We start from the raw sequence: 20,136 nt of genomic DNA on the forward strand, positions 1-20,136 counted from the left end.
CATGTTTGGCATGTCCCACGAGTCCTACCTGCTGCTAGACGCAGTGGTCACTATCATCGGGTTGATCGTTCTGATCACCAAGTTCAAGGTGCACCCGTTCATTGCACTGATCATCGCGGCCGGCTTCCTCGGCCTGACCTCGGGCATGCCCGTGGACAAGATCATCAAGGCGTTCCAGGACGGTTTCGGCGGGGTGCTCGGCTTTGTCGGCATCATCCTCGCGCTGGGCACCATGCTCGGCAAGATGATGGCCGAATCCGGCGGCGCCGATCAGATCGCCCAGACCCTGATCCGCGCCTTTGGCAAGGACAAGGTCCAGTGGGCGATGATGTTTGCCGCGTTCCTGGTGGGTATCCCGCTGTTCTTCGAGATCGGTTTTGTCTTGCTGATCCCGCTGGTATTCATCGTCGCGCGACGCACCGGCGTGTCGCTGATCAAGATCGGCATCCCGCTGCTGGCCGGCCTGTCGGCCGTACACGGCCTGGTGCCACCGCACCCGGGCCCGCTGCTGGCCATCGGCGTGTTTGGCGCGGACATCGGCAAGACCATCCTGTACGGCCTGATCGTCGCACTGCCGACTGCCATCATCGCCGGCCCGATCTTCGGTACGTTTATCGCCAAGTACATCCCGGGCAACCCGTCCCAGGAACTGGTCGACCAACTGGCCCGCGATACCGATAACAAGTCGTTGCCGAGCTTTGGCATCACCCTGGTCACCGTGCTGCTGCCGGTGTTCCTGATGCTGCTCAAAACCTTTGCCGACATCGCGTTTGCCGAAGGCAGCGTGGTGCGCAACTGGATGGACATGATCGGTCACCCGATCACTGCGCTGCTGCTGGCGTTGCTGCTGTCGCTGTATACCTTCGGCCATCGCCAGGGCATTCACTCCAAGCAAATCCTCAAGCTGCTCGACGCCAGCCTTGCGCCGACCGCCGCGATCATTCTGATCATCGGTGCCGGTGGTGGCTTCAAGCAGATGCTGGTGACCAGCGGTGTGGGCGACGTGATCGGCCATATGGCGGTGAACGCGCAGATCAACCCGATCCTGCTGGCGTGGCTGGTGGCGGCGGTGATTCGCGTCGCGACGGGCTCGGCCACCGTGGCGACCATTACTGGCGCGGGCATTGTGGTGCCAGTGGTAGGCATGATTCCAGGGGTTAACCGTGAGCTGCTGGTGTTGGCGACAGGGGCGGGTTCGTTGATCCTGTCTCACGTCAACGATGCGGGGTTCTGGCTGGTGAAGCAGTACTTCAACATGACCGTGGCTGAGACGTTCAAGACGTGGACGGCGATGGAGACGATTCTGTCGATCGTGGCGTTGATCTTTATCATGCTGTTGTCGTTGGTGGTGTGACGTACACACCCTGAAGCTTGGGTGAAAACCCGATGCAAATGTGGGAGCGGGCTTGCTCGCGAATGCGGTGGATCAGTCGCCAACTCCATTGACTGACATTGCGCTTTCGCGAGCAAGCCCGCTTGTACACAGTTTTAATCACATCCCAACAGGTGAGTCGGGTCAGGCCTTGGTGACCAGGCCATCCGCCCGGAACATCCCGCGAATCCCCCGCACTGCCTGGCGAATCCGGTCCTGGTTCTCGATCAGCGCAAAGCGCACATGATCATCGCCATACTCGCCAAACCCAATCCCCGGCGACACACACACCTTGGCTTCCAGCAGCAGTTTCTTGGCAAACTCCAGCGAGCCCATGGCAGCATACGCTTCGGGGATTTTCGCCCAGACGTACATCGACGCCTTTGGATTCTCGACCATCCAGCCCAGCTCATGCAGGCCCTTGACCAGCACGTTACGCCGCTGGCGATACTGCTCGGCAATGTCCTTCACGCACTGCTGATCGCCTTCCAGCGCCGCAATCGCCGCCACTTGCAGCGGAGTGAAAGTGCCGTAGTCGTGATAACTCTTGATCCGCGCCAGGGCGTTGACCAGTTCCGGGTTACCCACCATGAAACCGATGCGCCAGCCGGCCATGTTGTAGCTCTTGGACAGGGTGAAAAACTCCACCGCAATGTCCTTGGCGCCCGGCACCTGCATGATCGACGGGGCTTTCCAGCCGTCGTAGACGATGTCGGCGTAGGCCAGGTCGTGCACCACCAGCACGTCGTACTGCTTGGCCAGCGCAATCACACGCTCGAAGAAATCCAACTCCACGCACTGCGCAGTGGGGTTGGACGGGAAGCCCAGGATCATCATCTTCGGTTTGGGGATCGAACCGCGAATCGCCCGTTCCAGTTCAGCGAAGAAGTCCACGCCAGGAATCAGCGGCACCGAGCGGACCTGGGCGCCGGCAATCACGGCACCGTAGATGTGGATCGGGTAGCTCGGGTTCGGCACCAAAACAGTGTCGCCCTGGTCCAGGGTGGCCAGCATCAAGTGCGCCAGGCCTTCCTTGGAACCGATGGTCACGATGGCCTCGGTTTCCGGGTTGATGTCCACTTCATAGCGGTCTTTGTACCAGCGCGAAATCGCCCGGCGCAGGCGCGGAATGCCTTTGGAGGTGGAGTAGCCGTGGGTGTCTTCACGCTGGGCGACGGTGACCATTTTCTCCACGATATGCGGTGGGGTCGGGCCGTCAGGGTTACCCATGCTCAAGTCGATGATGTCTTCGCCGCGCCGACGCGCAGCCATCTTCAGCTCGGCAGTGATATTGAACACGTAAGGGGGGAGTCGATCTATGCGCGCAAAGCGGCGCGGCAAACCTTGGTCAGCCATTGTTGCCTCGAGAGTACGTAAGCGCCCGGAACCGTCCGAGCGACGTCGGCCACTGCGGTGGCCTGCGGGGCAGACAATACGGTCGGTGATGGCCAGTTGTCCAGATGCGTAGGAAAATTTTCTGCATGGAGTCCAATACGGATATGCCCCTATACTCGATACGGGTTTGTTCCCTCATAAGAAGGAGACTGTTCGTATGGATCAGCAGACAAAACAACCGTTAGAACCGCGCATGGAAGCGGGCAAGGCTCTGGTGATTGCCGGTGTACAAGGGCGTTATTCAAAAGCCACCGTGGGTGATATCCCCAAACTGTGGGAGTTGTTTGATACCTGCATCAAGGACATCAAGCAGCGCGTTGGCGGGGTGACGTATGGCGTTTGCCATAACCCCCATCACGGCGAATTCGATTACATGGCCGGTGTTGAAGTCCCGAGTAAAGCCGAAGTGCCGGGCAATTTCGAGTCTATCGAAATTCCGCCGCTCAACTATGCCGTGTTCCCGCATTACGGGCCGGTGCAGGCGCTTGAGCAAACCTACGAGCGCATCATGTTCGAATGGCTGCCATCTTCGGGCTATAAGGTGATAGGCGCGGATTTCGAGCGATACAGTGCGGATTTTGATGGGCGCAAAGGCACCGGCACGGTGGAGATCTGGTTGCCGGTTGGCGAAAGAGGCTGAAACTGCTGCCCATGCCACGTAAACAGGACATGCACGTGCGAACGTCCTGTTTACGTGACATTCCGCTAAGGATTAAACGCCCACCTCAACCGGCGCTCATACCCAATCCGCCCCTTGTACGCCTCCCCACTGTCCACCCATCCTGCCGCCAGATACAGTCGCATCGCCGGCACATTTTCCGCGTCCACCGACAACTCCAAGCCCTTGATCTGTGGCCACGCTTGCAATGCCGCCGCCGGCAACGCCTGCAAACATGCCTTGCCGAATCCGCGCCCTTGCTGGTGCCGGTCCACCTGCAATGCATGCAGCGTCGCGCTGTGTTCATCGGCCCAATGGGGCAGGCAAGGTGGGCGTTTGAGCAACAGGAAGGCCACGGGCTGGTTGTCGGCGAGCAGGGCGAAGCCTTTGATCGCGTCGGGATAGGGATTGACCAGCAGGCTGTTCAGCGCACAGTAGATATCACCGGAATACGCCAGTTGCTCGGGATGCACTTGCAGGGTGTCGAGCTGCTGTTTCTGTACAAGGCTCAGCGTCTCATAGGAGACGAGGCGGGTTTCCATGGGGGGGCGCATCCGAAATCCTACGAAGAGGCGTGATTCTAGCGGGTTTGGCGTCTGTCGGGTCGACCGGAAACCTTGAGCGACGCGAACTATAGTGAGTCCCGTGCGCCCATTGAGTCTCTGAACACAGCACTCATAAGACTCAAGAGGTTTCATGACAGATGGGGTCAGAGCCTGGATCGGTTGGTGACGCGGGTCACCGAAGGCATGCGGGATCGAGCGCACGGTAGGTGATCAAAATGTGAGAGCAGGCTTGCTCGCGAACGCGATGTTCCAGCCACACATAAATTGACTCACCCCCCGCTCTCGCGAGCAAGCCCGCTTTGATCTTCATTGTCTGGCCGGGATCACTCAAGCATCTTGCCCAACAACCAACTCCCCGCCGGCCCAGGCGGGTGCTGCCGCGACCACAGCGCATCCACCGCCACCGAGCGCGGCCAACTGCGTGCTTTGAGCTCGACCAATTGGCCGCCATCAAAACGTTCGACCAACCAGCGCGGCAGCGGTGCCCAGCCGAAGCCCAGTTGCGCCATTTCCATCAACATCAAGTAACTCGGCGCCGACCACACGCGGCCGCTGGGGCGGGTTTCAGTCGGGTTGATGATGCTGGCCAGGCGCAGTTCGCGATGCTGCTGCAGCGTGTCGGCGGGGATGTTTTTCAGGTTGGCCAGTGGGTGTCTGGCCGCGACGAACAGTGAGATTTCCGTGCTTTCTGCTACCGGCGCGCCGGTGAGGTCGGGCGGGTAGTTATCCTGTTTTTCAATAAAAGCGAGGTGCGCGCGGCCACTTTGTACCAAGGCAACCAAATCCTCGCACTCAGCGATCAGGCATTCCAGTTCAAGGTCCGGGTAACGCTGCTCAAAGGCGCTGAGCGCGACCTCGAAGCGATCGGACTGGTAAGTATCGGACATGGCGATGGTCAGCTTCGGCTCCAAACCCTGGGCCAACTGGCTCGCTGCCAGCTCCAAACGACTGCTGGCCTCCAGCACCTGCTCGGCGCGTTGCAGCAACACATGGCCGGCCGGCGTCAGCGTCGGCTTGCGGCTAGTGCGGTCAAACAGCACCACATTCAGGTCAATCTCCAGGCTCGCCACTGCCGCGCTGACGGTGGACTGGCTCTTGCCCAGCTTGCGCGCCGCTGCGGAAAACGAGCCCTGGGTGGCTGCCTGCACAAACGCCAGCAGCACTTCATGGGAGGCCATTACTATCGCCTTGATCGATGGTTATTGGTTATGAAGTATCGAGTCAGAGAGCGATCATGGCAACCCTCGTCACTCACTGAGCCCAGGTTATGAGCCCTACCAAGTCGGTTACTGAACGTGTTTGCCAAGCCATCGGTTTTGAGGGATTGGCATTGTTGATCTGCACCCCATTGCTGGCGTGGATCATGGACAAGCCCGCCCTGGAAATGGGCATGGTCACCCTGGCGATCAGCCTGATCGCGCTGACCTGGAACGTGATCTTCAACGGCCTGTTCGACCGCCTCAAGGTGCGCCTGCAACTGGCCAACACGCCGTGGACGCGGGTGTTGCATGCGTTGCTGTTTGAAGGCGGGCTGATTCTGGTGTGCGTGCCGCTGATCGCGGCGTGGCTGAACATCAGCCTGATCCAGGCGTTCATCCTCGACATAGGTGTACTGCTGTTTTTCCTGCCGTACACCTATGTGTATCACTGGGGCTATGACGTGCTGCGCGAGAAGCGCCTGGGGATTAAAGAAACATCCCCCCCGAAGCCTCAATGCGCTGACCGGTGATCCAGTTGCTGCCGCCACCTTGCAAGCCCGGCTCTAGCGTCGCGCCGACAACTGCTGCGGCGCCAGGAACGCGTCGTGGAAGTAATCGCGCACCGCCTGCATCGCCGGGGTAAACGCACGCTCACGGTGCCAAGCCAGGCCGACGCTCATGGGCGTTACCGGGTCGGTGACGGTCAGGGTTTCGATGCGTTTGCCTTCCAATGACCAAGGCCTGTGCACCAGGTCTGACAGGATCGCCACACCACTGCCATTGGCAACCATGCTGCGCACTGCCTCCACCGAACTGGTGCGCAGCCGCACCTCTGGTGCTTGCCCGGCCTGCTCCCAGTAGCGCATGGCGCTGTGCTCGGCCTCGTCGACGGTGAGCAGGATGTAGGGCTCCTGGGCCACATCCGCCAGGCTCACGGCGCCGCGTTCGCACAGGGGGTGATGGCTGGGCAGCCACAGGCGGCGTTCCGAATTGAACAGGATTTCCGAGACGATATCCGGGTGGGTGAGGTTGGCGGTGAGCACCACCGCCATGTCGAACTGGCCGTCGAGCAAACCTTGTTCGATGGCTTGGCGCTCCTGCTCAAAGACCTCGATGGTGACGTCCGGGTGCCAGTGTTCCATGCGTTGCAAGTGGTGGGGCAGGAAGTAGCCGAGCACCGTATAGCTGGCCGCCAGGCGCAACACGCCACTGGCGCGGTAGTCGGGCAACGGGCTGTTCAACGCATCATCGACACTGCGCACAATTACATAGGCGCGGTTGAGAAAGTGCCGGCCGGCGTCGGTCAGGTTCATGCCCTGGGCCGAGCGTACGAACAGTTGCACACCCAGCATGGCCTCCAATTCCTTGATCGCCGTGGTCACTGCCGATTGGGAGATATTCAGGTGAATCGCCGCCTGGGAAATCTGGCCAATCTCAGCCGTGGCGACGAAATAGCGGACTTGGCGCAAGGTCAGGGACATCTGCCTCTCCAAAACGTAGGGCTATCTGATTTTCAGAAGATGGGCTATCTGATAATAGATCTTCCCAAGGGGTCAAGCTGCAGCCTACTTTCCAGCATCACCTTTTGGCGGAGCGACCCTGATGCAGGCAGTGGATTTCAACTCAGACATGGGCGAAGGCTTCGGCCCCTGGACCATTGGCGACGGCGTCGACGCGGAGCTGATGGCTTATATCAGCTCGGCCAATATCGCTACCGGCTTTCATGCCGGTGACCCCGGCACCATGCGCCGTACCGTCGAGCGTGCCAAGCAACTGGGCGTCGCTATCGGTGCGCACCCTGGCTTTCGTGATTTGGTCGGCTTCGGCCGGCGCCACATCAACGCCCCGGCGCAGGAACTGGTGGACGACATGCTCTATCAGCTCGGCGCGCTGCGTGAAATTGCACGTGCCCAAGGTATGATCCTGCAACACATCAAGCCCCATGGCGCGCTGTATATGCACCTCGCCCGCGACGAAGAAGCCGCGCGGCTGCTGGTGCAAAACCTGCAAATCATCGAGCCGACATTGCTGCTGTACTGCATGCCCAACTCGGTGATCTGGCGCGTCGCCCAGGAACTCGGGCAGCCGGTGGTGCGCGAGTTTTATGCCGACCGTGAGTACGATCTGACGGGCTCCATCGTGTTTACGCGCAATGTGCGGGCGCTGGATCCGGCGACGGTGGCGGCGCGAGTCCTGCGTGCGTGCCAGACCGGTCTGGTGCGTACCGTTGAAGGCGAAGACTTGTTTATCGAATTCGATTCCATCTGCCTGCACAGCGACACGCCCGGCGCGCTTGAACTGGTGGAAGCGACCCGCGAAGCCCTGGACCGAGCGGGCATCACCGTCAAAACACCCCAATAAGATCGAAACATTATTTTTTTCGCCTGCCTTTCTACAATGATTCCAAGAGGAACAGACATGGCTGAAACGTCTCCCATCCGCTACAGCTTCGGCGGTGATGAACACCTGTTTGCCGAGGTCAGCGAGAGCATGTCCCTGGAGGCCTTTTTCAAAGGCATGGCCGTGACGCGTGCGGTGGAACGCCTGGCGCTGGAGGGCGTGCTGGACGTGTGCCTGGCCAATGCATCGTTCCAGATTCGCTTCGACCCCGACCGCATCGCGCCCCATGCACTGCTCGATGCGGTGCAAACCGCCGAATCCCAGGCCGTGGCCGAACGCATCCTGCACACGCGCATCATTGAAATTCCAGTGCTCTACAACGACCCCTGGACCCATGAAACCCTGATGCGCTTTCGCGACCGCCATCAAGACCCCAGCGGCACCGACCTTGAATACGCGGCGCGCATCAATGGCCTGGCCGATGTGGATGCGTTTATCGCCGCCCACAGTGGTGCGCCGTGGTTTGTGTCGATGGTCGGCTTTGTCGCGGGCTTGCCGTTCATGTTCCAGATGGTCGAGCGCGAGCGGCAGTTGCAGGTGCCCAAGTACCTGCGCCCGCGCACCGACACGCCGAAACTCACCCTCGGCCATGGCGGCTGCTTTGGTTGCATCTATTCGGTACGCGGTGCCGGTGGTTACCAGATGTTCGGCGTGACCCCGGCGCCGATCTACGACCCGGCGCAGCAATTGGCGTACCTCAAGGAACACATGGTGTTCTTCCGTCCCGGCGATATCGTGCAATTCAAACCGATGGACCGTGACGCCTACGACCTGGCGGTGGCCGAAGTGGACGCAGGACGTTTCGACCTGCGCATCCGCTCGGTGGAGTTTTCCCTCGACGCCTTTCTCGCCGACCCCATTGGTTATCCGAAATCTTTGCAGGAGGCGCTGGCATGATCAAGGTCCTCAAACCCGGCCTCGCCACCTCCGTGCAAGACCTTGGCCGCGAAGGTTATTACCACTTGGGCATCCCGCCGTCGGGCGCGTTGGACCAATATGCGTTGAGTGCGGCCAATCACCTGGTGGGTAATCCGGTCGGCGCGGCGGGGTTGGAATGCACGCTGATAGGCCCCGAACTGGCGTTTCAACAGGACGCGTTGGTGGCACTCAGCGGTGCCTTGATGTCGCCGCGCCTGGACGGTGAAGTGGTGCACCAGGACACCGCGTTCCAGGTGCGCGCCGGGCAGGTTTTACGCTTTGAATTTCCCAAGGCCGGCGCGCGGACCTATCTCGCGGTGGCCGGTGGTATTGATGTGCCGCGGGTGCTCGGCAGTCGTTCGACCTACACCCTCGGCGCACTCGGTGGGTTTCACGGTCGGCGCTTGCAGGAAGGCGATGAATTGCCCATCGGTGAGGCCAGCGGTACGGGCCGTGCGGGCAACAGTTTGCCGATGGCGTTGCGCCGATCGGTGGGCGGTGATGTGACCCTGCGTGTGGTGCCGGGGCTGTATTACGAGCGCCTCACGGATGCGGCCAAAAGCAGTTTTTTTGCCGAGCCCTGGACGGTGGGTTCCGAAGCCGACCGCATCGGCTATCGCTTCAAAGGCGGCAGTGCACTGAGCTTTCAGCCAAGGGAGCAGCCGTTTGGCGCGGGCTCCGATCCTTCGAATATCGTCGACAGTTGCTACCCGATTGGTTCGATCCAGGTGCCGGCCGGGTTGGAGCCGATCGTGTTGCATCGGGACGCGGTGTCGGGCGGCGGGTACGCGATGATTGGCACGGTCATCAGTGCCGATCTGGACTTGATCGGGCAGATGCAGCCGAACCAGCGGGCCGGGTTTGTGGCGGTGACGCTGGAGGAAGCACTGGAGGCGCGGCGGGTGTACAAGAAACGGGTCAACGCGATGGTTGGACTCTTCAATCACTGAAGAAATACACAACCAAATGTGGGAGCGAGCCCGCTCCCGCAGTTGATCTCATTTCAAGATGAAAATTTGCGGAAGGCCCAGCGCCCGGCAATCAAGGTGAAGGTCGCCACCAACGCCACCAGAATCCAAAACCCCTCCGGATCCTGGGAAAGTGGCACACCCCCCACGTTCATCCCAAAAAAACCGGCAATGATGTTGATCGGCAATGCCAGCACCGTCACCACCGTAAGGGTGAACAACGTGCGGTTGCTTTGCTCGTTGAGGTTGGCTGCGATCTCTTCCTGCAGCAGCTTGATGCGTTCGCCCAAGGCCATCAGGTCGTTGATGATCAGCGCAAACTCCTCGGTGGATTTACGCAGTTCCTTCACGTCTTCCTTTTGCAGCCACTGCGGCGGGCGGTTGAGCAGACGCAGCAGCGAGCCCGGCTCCAGCGCCAGCAGGCGTTGCAGGCGCACCAGCACCCGGCGCGCGGCACCCAGTTCGGCGCGGTTGGTGGACAAGCGCGAGGACAGCAACTGGTCTTCGATATGGTCGACGCTGATGCTGGTCTTGCGCACGATCTGCGTCAGTACTTCACCCTGGTCGCGCAGCAGGTGCACCAGCAATGCCAGCGGTGAGCGGAAGCTCTCACCAGCCTTTACCGACGAACGTAATTTGTCCACCGAGTGCAGTGGTTGCAGGCGCGCGCTGATCAACAGACGGCTGCGGGCGCAGACCCAGAGCGTGGAAATATCCGACGAGACCATGCTGCTGAAGTTGAACACCACGTCGTTGACCACTGCCAGCAAGGCCGAGTCGACATGTTCGATACGCGTGGAGCGCGAGCCTTCATGCAAGGCTTCGAAGAACTCTTCCGGCAGGTCCAGGTGTGCCTGCATCCAGCGTTCGCACGCCGCGTGGGCCAGGTTCAGGTGCAGCCACAAAAACGCTTCCGGGTCGGCCGGTTGCTGCAGGGCCTGAAGCGCCGTGGCCGAATCTATCTGCTCGCCCTTTTCACCGGGCCGAAAACGGAAACCGTAGAGCAAGCCAAACAGATCGGGATCCTGGTGGCTGTGATCAATGCTGTGGTTCATGGGGGCTCGCAGAGAAATGGCCTGTAGGACGTTTCACAGGTCGCGTGGGCGATCATTGCAAGGTGAAATGACAGTTTTGTGACGATTTTGGAATTATTTCGTTGTGGTGACATTTATTTGACCGGTTGTCAGCAACCGTTCAAGAAGCCTCCAGCTCGGCCGATTCATGGCATATGAACCGCCGTGGATGGGCGGTGCTTTGACGACAAGGACGTTAGGCGTGCACGCACCAATTCCTTGTATCGAGGCTTTTCCCCGATGAATGCTTTGCGAACCTCCTTGAGAGCACAAATCCTGTCGCTGCTCGGTGGCAGCCTGTTGGCGATGTTGCTGATCGCCCTGGCGTGTTTCAACTTCCTGTCCAACGGCGTGCAGAGTTATCGCAGTTTGATTGATGGGCCGTTACTGACTTCACAGATGATTGACGAGGCCAACCTGCAATTCAAAGTGCAGGTGCAGGAATGGAAAAACGTCCTGCTGCGCGGTAAGCAGCCTCAGGACATGGAGAAATATTGGGGCCAGTTCCAGGACCGTCAGCGCGATGTGCAAGACATCCTTACGCGGCTGGTCACCCAGACCACCGGCGACCCGACCCTGAGCCGGCGTATCGAAACCCTGCGCCAGGAACACGTGCAACTCGGCGTGGCCTACCAGAAGGGCCGCGATGCCTACGTAGCGGCGGGCGGCGATGCAACCGCCGGCGACACGGCGGTCAAGGGCGTGGACCGCGCTGCCAGCGAGCAGATGAGTGCACTGGTCAACGACCTGCGTGCGCACGGCAGCCAGCAATCCAAAGCCATTAGCGCCTACGCTGAGCGCACCGTGTTGGTGGGCCTGGCGGTTATGTTGCTGTCCGGTGTGTTGATCGGCCTGTTCAGCCTCTGGCTGATCAACCGTAACCTGATCCTGCCGATCCGCAGCCTGATCGATTACGTGACGCAACTGAGCCACGGTCGCTTCGCCGAGCGTGTGGCCAGCCGTCGCCAGGATGAGCTGGGCCATCTGGCCGCAGCGGCGAATACCTTGCGCGATTTTCTTGCCGAAACGTTCAGCCGCCTGCAGCGCAGCGCCACCGACCTGGTCAGCTCCAGCGGCGAGTTGAATGCGATCGCCGGGCAGATGGCGAACGGTACCAGCGATCAATTCAACCGCACCGACCAGGTGGCCACGGCCATGACGGAAATGTCGGCCACCGCCCAGGAAGTCGCGCGCCACGCCGCCAGTGCCTCCCGTGCTGCTGATGAGGCCGATCATTCGGCCCGCGAAGGTGGTGAAGTGATGAAGGTTACCATCGCCACCATCGGCCAGATGCGCAACGAGATCCTCAACACCGGCACCATCATCCGCCGCCTGGAAACCGATAGTGTGCGCATCGGCAAGGTGCTGGAAGTGATACGCGGGATCGCCGAGCAGACCAATCTGCTGGCGCTCAACGCCGCCATCGAAGCCGCGCGCGCAGGCGAGGCCGGCCGTGGTTTCGCGGTAGTGGCCGATGAAGTGCGCAGCCTGGCGCAACGCACGGCGGCGTCGATCATCGAGATCAACGGCATTATCGAGGCCGTGCAAACCGGCGCGGTGGACGCGGCCGAAGCCATCCTGAGCGGCCAGTCGTGCAGTGATGACAGTGTGGAGAAGGTGACGCAGGCCGGCGCCATGCTGGCTCACATCACCCAGGCGGTGGAGGCGATCCGCGACATGAACCGCCAGATCGCCACGGCTGCCGAGGAGCAGACGTCGGTGGCGGAGGATATCTCGCGCAACATCACGCAGATCACCACTGTGGCCACGGCCAACCTCGATAACGTCAAGCGCACCGAAGCGGCAAGCCACAACCTGCGCGGGTTGTCGAGCGAGTTGAATGAGGTGACGGCGCGTCTTGGCGCCTGATCGGGCATAAAAAAACGCCACACCCTAGGGTGGCGTTTTTTTTTGCGTATTCGACTCAAGTATCGAGTTTGTTTTCCAGGACTTCGCTGGTTTTGGCGTCGAGTTTCAGGTCCCACTTTTTGCCGGTGGTGTCGGTCAGGTCCACTTCGTAGACCAGGCGACCGGCTTCGTTGTCCAGCTCGGTGTCATTGATGGTGGCGCCGGGGTGTTTGGCCAGGGCGTCTTTGTTGAGCTGCTCGAAAGGCTTCACGGCGCCGGACTGCAACAGGCCTGGAATCTGGTCTGGGCGAACGTCTGCCTGAGCCAGGCCAGCAGTCAGGGTCAGGGCGGTAGCGGCGAACAAAGCGGTCAGGTTTTTCATGGTGTGTGTCCTTGTCTGGTGAGCTGTTTAAGTGGGGTCAGGTTATCCAGCGCAACTTAATTCATCCTTAATTATTTCAAGCGGTTGCGCAGTTTGTTCAATCCGACGCGCGCGGGGGATTTCATGCTGGGGGCTCACTTCAAAGGAGACTCGGCATGAAACGGTTAGTGAGTTGGATCTACGCGCCCGCCTTTTTGCTGGGGTTTATCGGTTGCGGACTCTGGCAGCCGAACAGCTTGATTCTGCTGTTCGTGATTGCCGTCGCAGTGTCATTCCTGGCAGAGCGGTGGTTGCCCTATGAACCGCAGTGGAATCGTAGCCTGGGCGATCGGCGGCGCGACACCTTGCACGCCTTGGTCAACGAAAGCCTGAATGCCGCTGGATTGTTGATCCTGCCGGGGCTCACGGCGCTGTTGGCGTTTGAAGGTATCTGGCCGCGTGGCTGGCCGCTGTGGGAGCAACTGCTGATGGCGATTGTGCTCGCTGATGCCGGTATTACCTTGATGCATTACGCCAGCCACCGCATTAGGCCGCTGTGGCGTTTGCATGCGGTGCATCACAGCGTGCAGCGGCTTTACGGTTTCAATGGGTTGATGAAGCATCCGTTGCACCAGATGCTGGAAGCCACGGCGGGGCTGCTGCCATTGATCCTGCTGGGCATTCCCTCTCCGGTGGCGCAGTTGCTGGCATTGGCCATCGCCGTTCAATTGCTGTTGCAGCATTCCAATGTGGACATGCGCCTGGGGCCGTTGCGCTGGGTGTTCGCCTGGGCGCCTGTGCATCGGTTTCACCATATGAAGTATGGTCGCGCCGGGGATGTGAATTTCGGGCTGTTTTTCAATCTGTGGGATTGGCTGCTGGGCACGGCGTTCTATCGCGAGGGGTATCGCATGGGGCCGGGAGATCTGGGGATTGGCAGTCGACCGGATTTCCCGGTGGCGTATGGGGAACAGTTGCGTGACCCGTTCAGGCCGGTTGCCTTGAGCAAGGAACCGGCACTGCCAGACGATTTACGCTAATAGCTGCACCTCCAGCTGGCGCAATGAGGCTGCCGCCGTGACGCCAAACAACTGCTTCATGGTCCGTGAGAAGTGCGCGGAATCAGCAAAACCCGCACCGTGCGCAGCGTCGGTCAGCGTGCCGCCGGCGAGTGCCAATTGCAGGGCGATGCGCAAGCGTCGCCATAGCACCAGGCGGCGCACGGGCAAGCCGAATTGATCCGAGAACAGCCGCTCCAGTTGGCTCAATGACAGGTGCGCCGCTTCGGCCAGGGCGTGGGCAGAAACCTTGCCGCTCAACTGCTGATCCAGTGCAGCAAGGGCACGCTCCACCCGTGGATCATCCTGCGTGCGCCGGGGGAGTTGGCGTAACCCGTCCAGGGACAGCTGTTCGTGGATCAACAGGTGTTGCAAGTGGGCGGTATCAAACACGGCGGGTTCGGCATACAGCACCCTCACCTCACCCTCAGTGTCGAGAATGGCGTGGGTCTGCCGCGAAGGGATAAACAGGCGATGGGCTGTGGTGACCTGGCCATCAAGGCTGACCGTGATTGGCCGGGCGCAGAGCATCAACTGATGGGCGTAATGCGCATGGGGCGCGGTGCGCCCCAGCTCGCCGAGGATCAGGCCGTAGTCACGCCCCAACCACAGGCGGCCTGACCATTGGGCCTTCACTCAGTACTTATAGTCGTTCAGCAGGTCCTGCACGCTGGACGACGGCCAGCGTTTGTAGAACTTCAGCAGTTCGGCGGCGCGGTTGGTGAAGATGCCATCGACGCCCGCTTTCATCACCTTCTCGAAGTCGACCGGCTCATCCACGGTGTAGACGTGTACCAGCAAGCCTTTGTCGTGGGTCAGCTTGTTCATCTCGGGTTTGACCAAGTCCGAATAGCTCTGGTCGCCGTGGTCTGTCAGCTCAGCCGATGGGCCGGTGCCGATGGCGCCGAGGTTCTTGGCTTCGTCGACCCATTTTTCGAACTCGGCAGCGTCCTTAGGCGCCTGCTTGGCGTAGTAGGCGGCCTTGGTCGGTTCGCCGGATTCGGCGAAGGTCTGCTTGTTTTTCGGTTCGATGCTGCCTTCGCCCACCCACAGCAGGAGGATTTTCGGGGTGTTGGGCATTTCGTTCTGCAGCGCTTTGAGGCTCGCCACTTCGAAAGTTTGCAGCACCACGCGGCCCTTGCCCTGGCCGACGCCGGTGTTGCTCTTGCCCAGCTTGGAACCGGCGGAACTCAGCCAGCCTTTGTCCAGCAGCTTGTTCTTCAGGTCGGCTTCGATGCCCGGGAATTGCTTGGGCTCCTTGGTTTCGATGTAGAGGCCGGGTTTGTGCTGCGGGTTGCCCTCGGCGATCTTGATGATGTCGTCCAGGCTCTGGATTTTCAAGCCGACGAAACCCGGGCGCGCACGGTCCGGGTAGGCGGCGTTGAACCAACTGCCGGCGTCTAGGGTTTGCAATTCTTTCCAGGTGAATTCGTTGGCCGGGGCGTCCTTGCGGTCGGGAAACTTGGTGGCCACGTCGGTGGTGCGCTGCAGGTTGTTGTCGTGCAGGGCGAACAGCACGCCGTCCTTGCTGCGCTGCAGGTCCAGTTCCAGGTAGTCGGCGCCCAAGTCACGCGCAACCTTGTAGGCGGCGGCGGTGGACTCAGGCGCGTCGTATGAAGCGCCCCGGTGGGCGATCACGGCAGGGTAGGGGATGCCTTCGTTAGTCGCCAATTCAGCCGGTCTGATCGGGTCGGCAGCCTGTGCTTGGCCAAGGCCGAGCATCAGGGCCAGCAGCAGGGCGCTCTTGGTAAACGTGACAGGCATATGCGAAGTCCTTTCGTGGAGGAGGCTTTGAGAAGGCCTCCTTTTTAACAATTGATGGCGAAAGGCGCTATCACCAAACCGACATTAAAGTGCGCATGGGCAAAATTTTCGGGTTTTTAGGGGATGCATTGCAGTACTCTTGCCCGAAGCTGCCCCATTAGAGGACGCTACTTTTTGCCACGCGTGTAAACCATCTTTCCAGTCCATATAGGACTTTTCAGTGAGGTTTACCATGCGCATCACCTCCGAGCTTATCTGCCAGGCCGCCGACCAACTCCACGGATTTGTTGGCCTCAACCGCAAGACCGGCCAGTACATCGTACGTTTCAGCGAAGACGCCTTCGGTATGGACGTGGCCGATGACGGCATCATCCCCACCGCCGAGTTTGTCTGGCTGCCGGCCCCGGAGCAGACCATGACCCTGTCCCGCGAGCGCCTCCAGTTGTTGCTGGATCAGAACATCGACGACCGCATCAACATCACCGAACCGCTGCGGGTGTACATGCGGAGGGCGGAGATTGCGCAGATCAGTGCGTTGCGCAGTCTGGTGAGCTGAATAACGAGGCCGATAAACTGTGGGAGCAAGCTTGTCGAATCGCAGCATAGCTAACTACACACTTTAAATATGATCGTGCGTAGCAGATGTCGAGCCCTGGCGAGGCTGCGTTTGCGGCCTGTCTGACACAACGCTGACGCAGCCACGCCGTGGCTCGACAGTTGCTATGCAGAAAATGTATAGACCTCTGGCTATCGTAGCGATGCGGCGATCCGACAAGTCAGCTCCCACAGAATTTTTGTGCTGCTCTTCAGGCACTATTTCAATGGTGGAGTGTGTAAGCCCGCTCTACTTTGCACACCCGGGTCTGAAAGGCCGAGTACCAAGTGGCGCGCCCCTGTTCGCGCACCGCTCGATGCTCGGCGTGCTGCTTCCACGCCAAAATCGCCGCCTCACTCTCCCAGTACGACACGGTAATCCCCAGGCCATCTTCCCGTGCCGATTCCACACCGAGAAACCCCGGTTGTTCGCGCGCCAGTTCCAGCATGCGGTTGGCCGCCTGGCCGTAACCTTGATCGCCCTCGGTGCGCAGTGAGCTGAAAATCACCGCGTAGTAGGGCGGGGCAGGCGTGCGCGCGATCATGCCGACACCGCCTGACAGGCTTTGAGCAGGGCAATCGCCAAGGGTGGGGTGATGCCTTTTAATGCGTTGCGTTCGGGTTGGAACAGGGTGGCCACGAAGAACGGGTGGCCGAGCAGTTCCACCACGCGCAGGTCACCTGCCGCGTCATGGCCACTGGGGATCAGATCGCCTTCCAGCAGGGCATTGAGAAACTCAGGGTTCACGCCATAGCGGCAACGATAACCTTCCTGTACATCAAGAGCCCCGTAGGCTTCGGCGATGCGGGTGTAGGGCGCCAAACGCACGGTGTCGGTGGCTTCCACCAGTGTGCAGCTCAGTGGCGTGATCACCGCGCGCTTTGCATGCGGAGCGAGTTCGCCATGCTCGGCGTCCTTCCAGCCCAGCACATTGCGGGCATATTCCAACACCGCGTGTTGAAAACCGCCGCAGGTGCCGAGAAACGGACGCCGCTGTTCGCGGGCAAAACGGATCGCTCGCAGTGCGCCATCGGTGTCGCGGTAGGGACTGCCGGGCACGCACCAGAACCCGTCGAAGCCATGCAGTGACTGGGGCAGCGCATCCGTGTCGAGCCACTGGGTATGAACGATCAGACCCAAGGTGTCAGCTGCCTGTTGCAACGCCACGGGTATGGCCTGGTGGGCGATAACATCGGGGTTGTAATCGCCGATCAGGGCGAGGTGCAAGGGTGTGGCGTTCATCGTGTACGTCCCATGGCTTGTGGAGTCCTGGGGTGCACTATAGATTGGCGCCAGCGCAATCAAAATTGGCGTTTGCCCACATGTTCAATGCAGCAACGCACTATTCAATTGACTACCCTGACCTGTCGCTGATCCTCGCCCTGGTGCGCGGCGGCACCCTCGCGCGGGCGGCGGCGTTGTTGCGAGTGGACGTGTCCACGGTGTTCCGCGCAGTGCGGCGCCTGGAGGCGGCGCTGGGCCAGACACTGTTTGAAAAGAGCCGCACGGGCTACTTGCCCACCAGCCTGGCAAGCAACCTGGCCCAGCAGGCGGAGCGCGCTGAACAAGCACTGGAGGCGGCGCGTGTTGGCGTGGAGCAGGGGGGGGAAGTGATCAGCGGCACGGTGCGCCTGACCTGTACCGATTCGGTGTTGCAGGGTTTATTGCTGCCGGCCCTGGCGCAATTCATGCCGCAGTACCCTGCGCTGATCCTGGAGCTGAGCACGTCGAATGATTTCGCCAACCTCAGCCGCCGCGACGCTGACATCGCCCTGCGCCTGACCCGCACGCCGCCGGAGCATCTAGTGGGCCGTCGCCTTGGTAGCGTGGCCTATCAGGTATGCGCCAGCCCTGGTTTCGCCCGCCAACATGCGGGCCGTGAGTTGGCCGACCTGCCCTGGATCGCCCCGGATGACTTCCTGCCCGACCACCCTACGGTCGCCTGGCGCCGCGTGCACCTGCCCGGTGTGCGCCCCAGTTATCGCTGCAACAGCATGTTGTCGGTCACCGAGTTGGTGCGGGCGGGGCTAGGGGTGGCGGCGTTGCCGGACTTTCTATTGGATGCAGGCCTGCAACCGCTGGGTCCCGCGTTGGCCGGGCACGATACGGCGTTGTGGTTGCTCACGCGCGCGGACTGCCGGGCGTTGCGCTCGGTGGTGACGTTGTTCGATGAACTGGGGCGGCGTATTGGGATGAAGTGTGGCACCGCCGCTCCCACCGGGGATCACGGGTGTTCTTGAGGTTTTCGGACAAAGTGCTCATGCATTTCACACGTCAGGCTTTCGATGTGTTCTGTCAGTTGTTTGGTCATTTCCGTAAGCCGGGTATTTTGCTCCAGCCGTTCCAGTAACCGTCTGGTGGCCTGCTCGGTCTGGGCCTGGCGCTCGGTATTGACAGTCACCAAGGCTTCGGGCTTTTCTGGGGGCATGCTGAGCTCGGGTCTTTTGCTTGCAGACAATTCAGCACTATTGACCGAGCCCCCCGGCAGGCACATGAAGAACCGGTCAGTTGCCGCCGCGCTCATTGGCAAACGCACTCACCGCCTGGACCGCCTCGCTGGTGCCTTCGCGAATCTGCAGGATTACCGTGCCGGCGCGATTCGCCAGGTCGACCCCTTGCGCAGCGCGGTCGCGGGTGCCGTCCATGCTGTGGATGGCCTGGCGGGTTTCATCCTGGATCATCGCGATCATGCTGGAAATTTCCGTCGTGGAACCGCTGGTGCGCGCCGCCAGTTGGCGTACTTCATCTGCCACCACGGCGAACCCGCGACCTTGTTCGCCTGCACGCGCCGCCTCGATGGCGGCGTTGAGTGCCAGCAGGTTGGTCTGGTCGGCGATGCCGCGAATGGTATTGACGATGGTGGTAATCTGCTGCGAACGCTCGCCCAACTTGGCGATCAGTTGCGAAGAGCTATCGATGTCCGCGGCAATGTCGCGCATGCCACTGGCCGTTTGCTGGATTACTTCGGCGCCTTTTTCGGCGATGTCCCGAGTGGTCAGGGAGATGTGGTACGCCTGGGCCGCGCTGGCGGCGTCGGCGGCATGTTGTTGCACCATAGCGGTGACGTCGGAGGCGAACTTGACCACTTTGCACAGGCGCCCGCTGGCGTCGTACACCGGGTTGTAGTTGGCTTCGAGCCACACGGTTTGGCCATTTTTATCCACCCGCTCGAACTGGCCGCTGAACAATTCGCCCTGGTTCAGGCGCTGCCAGAAATCACTGTAGGCCGAGCTTTTGGTCATCTCTGCGGTGCAGAACATGCGGTGATGCTGACCCTGGATCTGCGCCAGGCTGTAGCCCATGCGCTGCAGGAAGTTTGCGTTGGCAGTGATGATGGTGCCGTCGAGGTTGAACTCGATCACCGCCATGGCACGGCCGATGGCCTCGAGTTTGGCATTGGCTTCGCTTTCGGCCTGTAGCCGTGGGGTGACGTCCATGGCGTACTTCACCACTTTGATCACTTGACCTGCGTCATCGCGCACCGGGTTGTAGCTGGCTTCCAGCCACACCGACTGGCCATCGCCGGCCACGCGTTCAAAGGTGCCGGACTGGAACTGGCCATTGCGCAAGGTCGACCACAATTGGTTGTACTCGGCGCTGCGGGCGAACGCTGGCGTACAGAACATTCGATGGGACTGCCCCTCGATCTGCTCGGCGCGGTAGCCCATGGTCTGGAGGAAGTTGAGGTTGGCTCGCAACACGTTGCCGGACAGGTCGAATTCGATCACCGCCATGGAGCGCTCTATGGCGTCCAGCAAGCTGGACTGTTGGGCAATGGTGTGTTGCAAGGTGTTGATGGTTTTTTTATGGGCGTTGAATAGCATGTTCGGGTGCTCGGGCAAGCAAACTTCTAGGGTTTCCGTGGGTACGCGCCTGCCCCCGTAGGGCATCCGCCATACGGTTGACTTGCTCATTGTCAGCTTCCTTGTGCTGACAGGGGGGGGACAACGGGTTCAGAGTG

At 60.7% G+C, this 20,136-nt stretch carries 21 protein-coding genes and 3 pseudogenes; 11 read left to right on the plus strand and 13 right to left on the minus strand.

Annotated elements, in window-relative coordinates; all coding sequences use genetic code 11:
- The first annotated feature begins 1 nt into the window (after position 1).
- Positions 2 to 1,354: a GntP family permease gene (locus AACY08_RS15430; protein ID WP_339470194.1), complete on the plus strand. Its 1,353-nt coding sequence runs from the start codon at positions 2 to 4 to the stop codon at positions 1,352 to 1,354.
- A gap of 162 nt (positions 1,355 to 1,516) precedes the next feature.
- On the opposite strand, the gene alaC is transcribed toward AACY08_RS15430, so the two are convergent.
- The gene (gene alaC / locus AACY08_RS15435) at positions 1,517 to 2,728 is read right to left on the minus strand and encodes an alanine transaminase (RefSeq protein ID WP_339470195.1); all 1,212 of its coding nucleotides are present in this window, start codon (positions 2,726 to 2,728) and stop codon (positions 1,517 to 1,519) included.
- 196 nt (positions 2,729 to 2,924) lie between these two features.
- Between alaC and AACY08_RS15440 the strand changes: the two genes are divergently transcribed.
- Complete coding sequence (locus tag AACY08_RS15440; RefSeq protein WP_339436047.1) at positions 2,925 to 3,407, plus strand: GyrI-like domain-containing protein; 483 nt, start codon at positions 2,925 to 2,927, stop codon at positions 3,405 to 3,407.
- 65 nt (positions 3,408 to 3,472) lie between these two features.
- On the opposite strand, the gene AACY08_RS15445 is transcribed toward AACY08_RS15440, so the two are convergent.
- Positions 3,473 to 3,967: a GNAT family N-acetyltransferase gene (locus AACY08_RS15445; RefSeq protein WP_339470196.1), complete on the minus strand. Its 495-nt coding sequence runs from the start codon at positions 3,965 to 3,967 to the stop codon at positions 3,473 to 3,475.
- A 347-nt stretch (positions 3,968 to 4,314) separates the two neighbouring features.
- A complete protein-coding gene (locus AACY08_RS15450; protein WP_339470198.1) occupies positions 4,315 to 5,169 on the minus strand; it encodes a LysR family transcriptional regulator in 855 nt (284 codons plus the stop codon).
- 89 nt (positions 5,170 to 5,258) lie between these two features.
- On the opposite strand from AACY08_RS15450, the gene AACY08_RS15455 reads away from it, so the two are divergent.
- Entirely contained in the window at positions 5,259 to 5,720 is a 462-nt protein-coding gene (locus tag AACY08_RS15455) for a multidrug/biocide efflux PACE transporter (protein ID WP_339470200.1), read from the plus strand.
- A 33-nt stretch (positions 5,721 to 5,753) separates the two neighbouring features.
- Here AACY08_RS15455 and AACY08_RS15460 read toward each other — a convergent pair whose 3' ends face one another.
- Positions 5,754 to 6,671, minus strand: coding sequence for a LysR family transcriptional regulator (locus tag AACY08_RS15460; protein WP_339417077.1), 918 nt, complete (start codon positions 6,669 to 6,671; stop codon positions 5,754 to 5,756).
- 121 nt (positions 6,672 to 6,792) lie between these two features.
- Here AACY08_RS15460 and AACY08_RS15465 point away from each other — a divergent pair, with 121 nt between their 5' ends.
- From AACY08_RS15465 to AACY08_RS15475, 3 genes are read left to right on the plus strand one after another with little or no spacing between them, the layout of a single operon-like run.
- A complete protein-coding gene (locus tag AACY08_RS15465) occupies positions 6,793 to 7,551 on the plus strand; it encodes a 5-oxoprolinase subunit PxpA (protein WP_339470202.1) in 759 nt (252 codons plus the stop codon).
- A gap of 57 nt (positions 7,552 to 7,608) precedes the next feature.
- Positions 7,609 to 8,487 (plus strand): 5-oxoprolinase subunit B family protein, encoded by an 879-nt coding sequence (locus AACY08_RS15470; protein WP_339470203.1) that lies wholly within the window; start codon positions 7,609 to 7,611, stop codon positions 8,485 to 8,487.
- Entirely contained in the window at positions 8,484 to 9,458 is a 975-nt protein-coding gene (locus AACY08_RS15475; protein WP_339470204.1) for a 5-oxoprolinase subunit C family protein, read from the plus strand. Before AACY08_RS15470 ends, AACY08_RS15475 begins: the two co-directional genes overlap by 4 nt.
- Before the next feature lie 53 nt (positions 9,459 to 9,511).
- Here the strand turns inward: AACY08_RS15475 and AACY08_RS15480 are convergent, their stop codons facing one another.
- Positions 9,512 to 10,531, minus strand: a complete 1,020-nt coding sequence (locus AACY08_RS15480; RefSeq protein ID WP_339470205.1) for a transporter — start codon at positions 10,529 to 10,531, stop codon at positions 9,512 to 9,514.
- 843 nt (positions 10,532 to 11,374) lie between these two features.
- Here AACY08_RS15480 and AACY08_RS30495 point away from each other — a divergent pair.
- Positions 11,375 to 11,485: pseudogene (locus AACY08_RS30495) on the plus strand (hypothetical protein); the annotation flags it as partial.
- Between the two features lie 228 nt (positions 11,486 to 11,713).
- Entirely contained in the window at positions 11,714 to 12,418 is a 705-nt protein-coding gene (locus AACY08_RS30500; protein WP_445261422.1) for a methyl-accepting chemotaxis protein, read from the plus strand.
- Positions 12,419 to 12,473: 55 nt separating this feature from the next.
- On the opposite strand, the gene AACY08_RS15490 is transcribed toward AACY08_RS30500, so the two are convergent.
- A complete protein-coding gene (locus AACY08_RS15490) occupies positions 12,474 to 12,779 on the minus strand; it encodes a PepSY domain-containing protein (RefSeq protein WP_339470208.1) in 306 nt (101 codons plus the stop codon).
- 155 nt (positions 12,780 to 12,934) lie between these two features.
- On the opposite strand from AACY08_RS15490, the gene AACY08_RS15495 reads away from it, so the two are divergent.
- Entirely contained in the window at positions 12,935 to 13,798 is an 864-nt protein-coding gene (locus AACY08_RS15495) for a sterol desaturase family protein (protein ID WP_339470210.1), read from the plus strand.
- On the opposite strand, the gene AACY08_RS15500 is transcribed toward AACY08_RS15495, so the two are convergent.
- Both AACY08_RS15500 and AACY08_RS15505 read right to left on the minus strand, forming a co-directional pair.
- Positions 13,790 to 14,452 (minus strand): helix-turn-helix domain-containing protein, encoded by a 663-nt coding sequence (locus AACY08_RS15500; RefSeq protein WP_339470212.1) that lies wholly within the window; start codon positions 14,450 to 14,452, stop codon positions 13,790 to 13,792. The two genes, AACY08_RS15495 and AACY08_RS15500, sit on opposite strands and share 9 nt — an antisense overlap.
- Positions 14,453 to 15,580, minus strand: coding sequence for a glycerophosphodiester phosphodiesterase family protein (locus tag AACY08_RS15505; protein ID WP_339470214.1), 1,128 nt, complete (start codon positions 15,578 to 15,580; stop codon positions 14,453 to 14,455).
- 232 nt (positions 15,581 to 15,812) lie between these two features.
- Here AACY08_RS15505 and AACY08_RS15510 point away from each other — a divergent pair, with 232 nt between their 5' ends.
- Entirely contained in the window at positions 15,813 to 16,136 is a 324-nt protein-coding gene (locus AACY08_RS15510; RefSeq protein WP_339417066.1) for a DUF2025 family protein, read from the plus strand.
- 262 nt (positions 16,137 to 16,398) lie between these two features.
- Here AACY08_RS15510 and AACY08_RS15515 read toward each other — a convergent pair whose 3' ends face one another.
- Together AACY08_RS15515 and AACY08_RS15520 are read right to left on the minus strand one after the other, a co-directional pair.
- A complete protein-coding gene (locus tag AACY08_RS15515) occupies positions 16,399 to 16,719 on the minus strand; it encodes an antibiotic biosynthesis monooxygenase family protein (RefSeq protein ID WP_339470216.1) in 321 nt (106 codons plus the stop codon).
- A complete protein-coding gene (locus tag AACY08_RS15520) occupies positions 16,716 to 17,417 on the minus strand; it encodes a CTP synthase C-terminal region-related (seleno)protein (protein WP_339470218.1) in 702 nt (233 codons plus the stop codon). The genes AACY08_RS15515 and AACY08_RS15520 overlap by 4 nt, the downstream gene beginning before the upstream one ends.
- 80 nt (positions 17,418 to 17,497) lie before the next feature.
- Here AACY08_RS15520 and AACY08_RS15525 point away from each other — a divergent pair, with 80 nt between their 5' ends.
- Entirely contained in the window at positions 17,498 to 18,415 is a 918-nt protein-coding gene (locus tag AACY08_RS15525; protein ID WP_339470220.1) for a LysR family transcriptional regulator, read from the plus strand.
- Here the strand turns inward: AACY08_RS15525 and AACY08_RS15530 are convergent.
- From AACY08_RS15530 to AACY08_RS30510, 3 genes and pseudogenes are all read right to left on the minus strand, one after another.
- Positions 18,400 to 18,585: pseudogene (locus AACY08_RS15530) on the minus strand (DUF1003 domain-containing protein); the annotation flags it as partial. The gene AACY08_RS15525 and the pseudogene AACY08_RS15530 sit on opposite strands and share 16 nt — an antisense overlap.
- A 94-nt stretch (positions 18,586 to 18,679) precedes the next feature.
- Complete coding sequence (locus AACY08_RS30505) at positions 18,680 to 19,231, minus strand: methyl-accepting chemotaxis protein (RefSeq protein ID WP_406984835.1); 552 nt, start codon at positions 19,229 to 19,231, stop codon at positions 18,680 to 18,682.
- A pseudogene (locus AACY08_RS30510) lies at positions 19,232 to 20,089 on the minus strand (PAS domain-containing protein); the annotation flags it as partial.
- Positions 20,090 to 20,136 lie beyond the last annotated feature (47 nt).

This window comes from Pseudomonas sp. EL_65y_Pfl1_R83 (genome assembly GCF_963970695.1).
Lineage (GTDB): Bacteria > Pseudomonadota > Gammaproteobacteria > Pseudomonadales > Pseudomonadaceae > Aquipseudomonas > Aquipseudomonas tritici.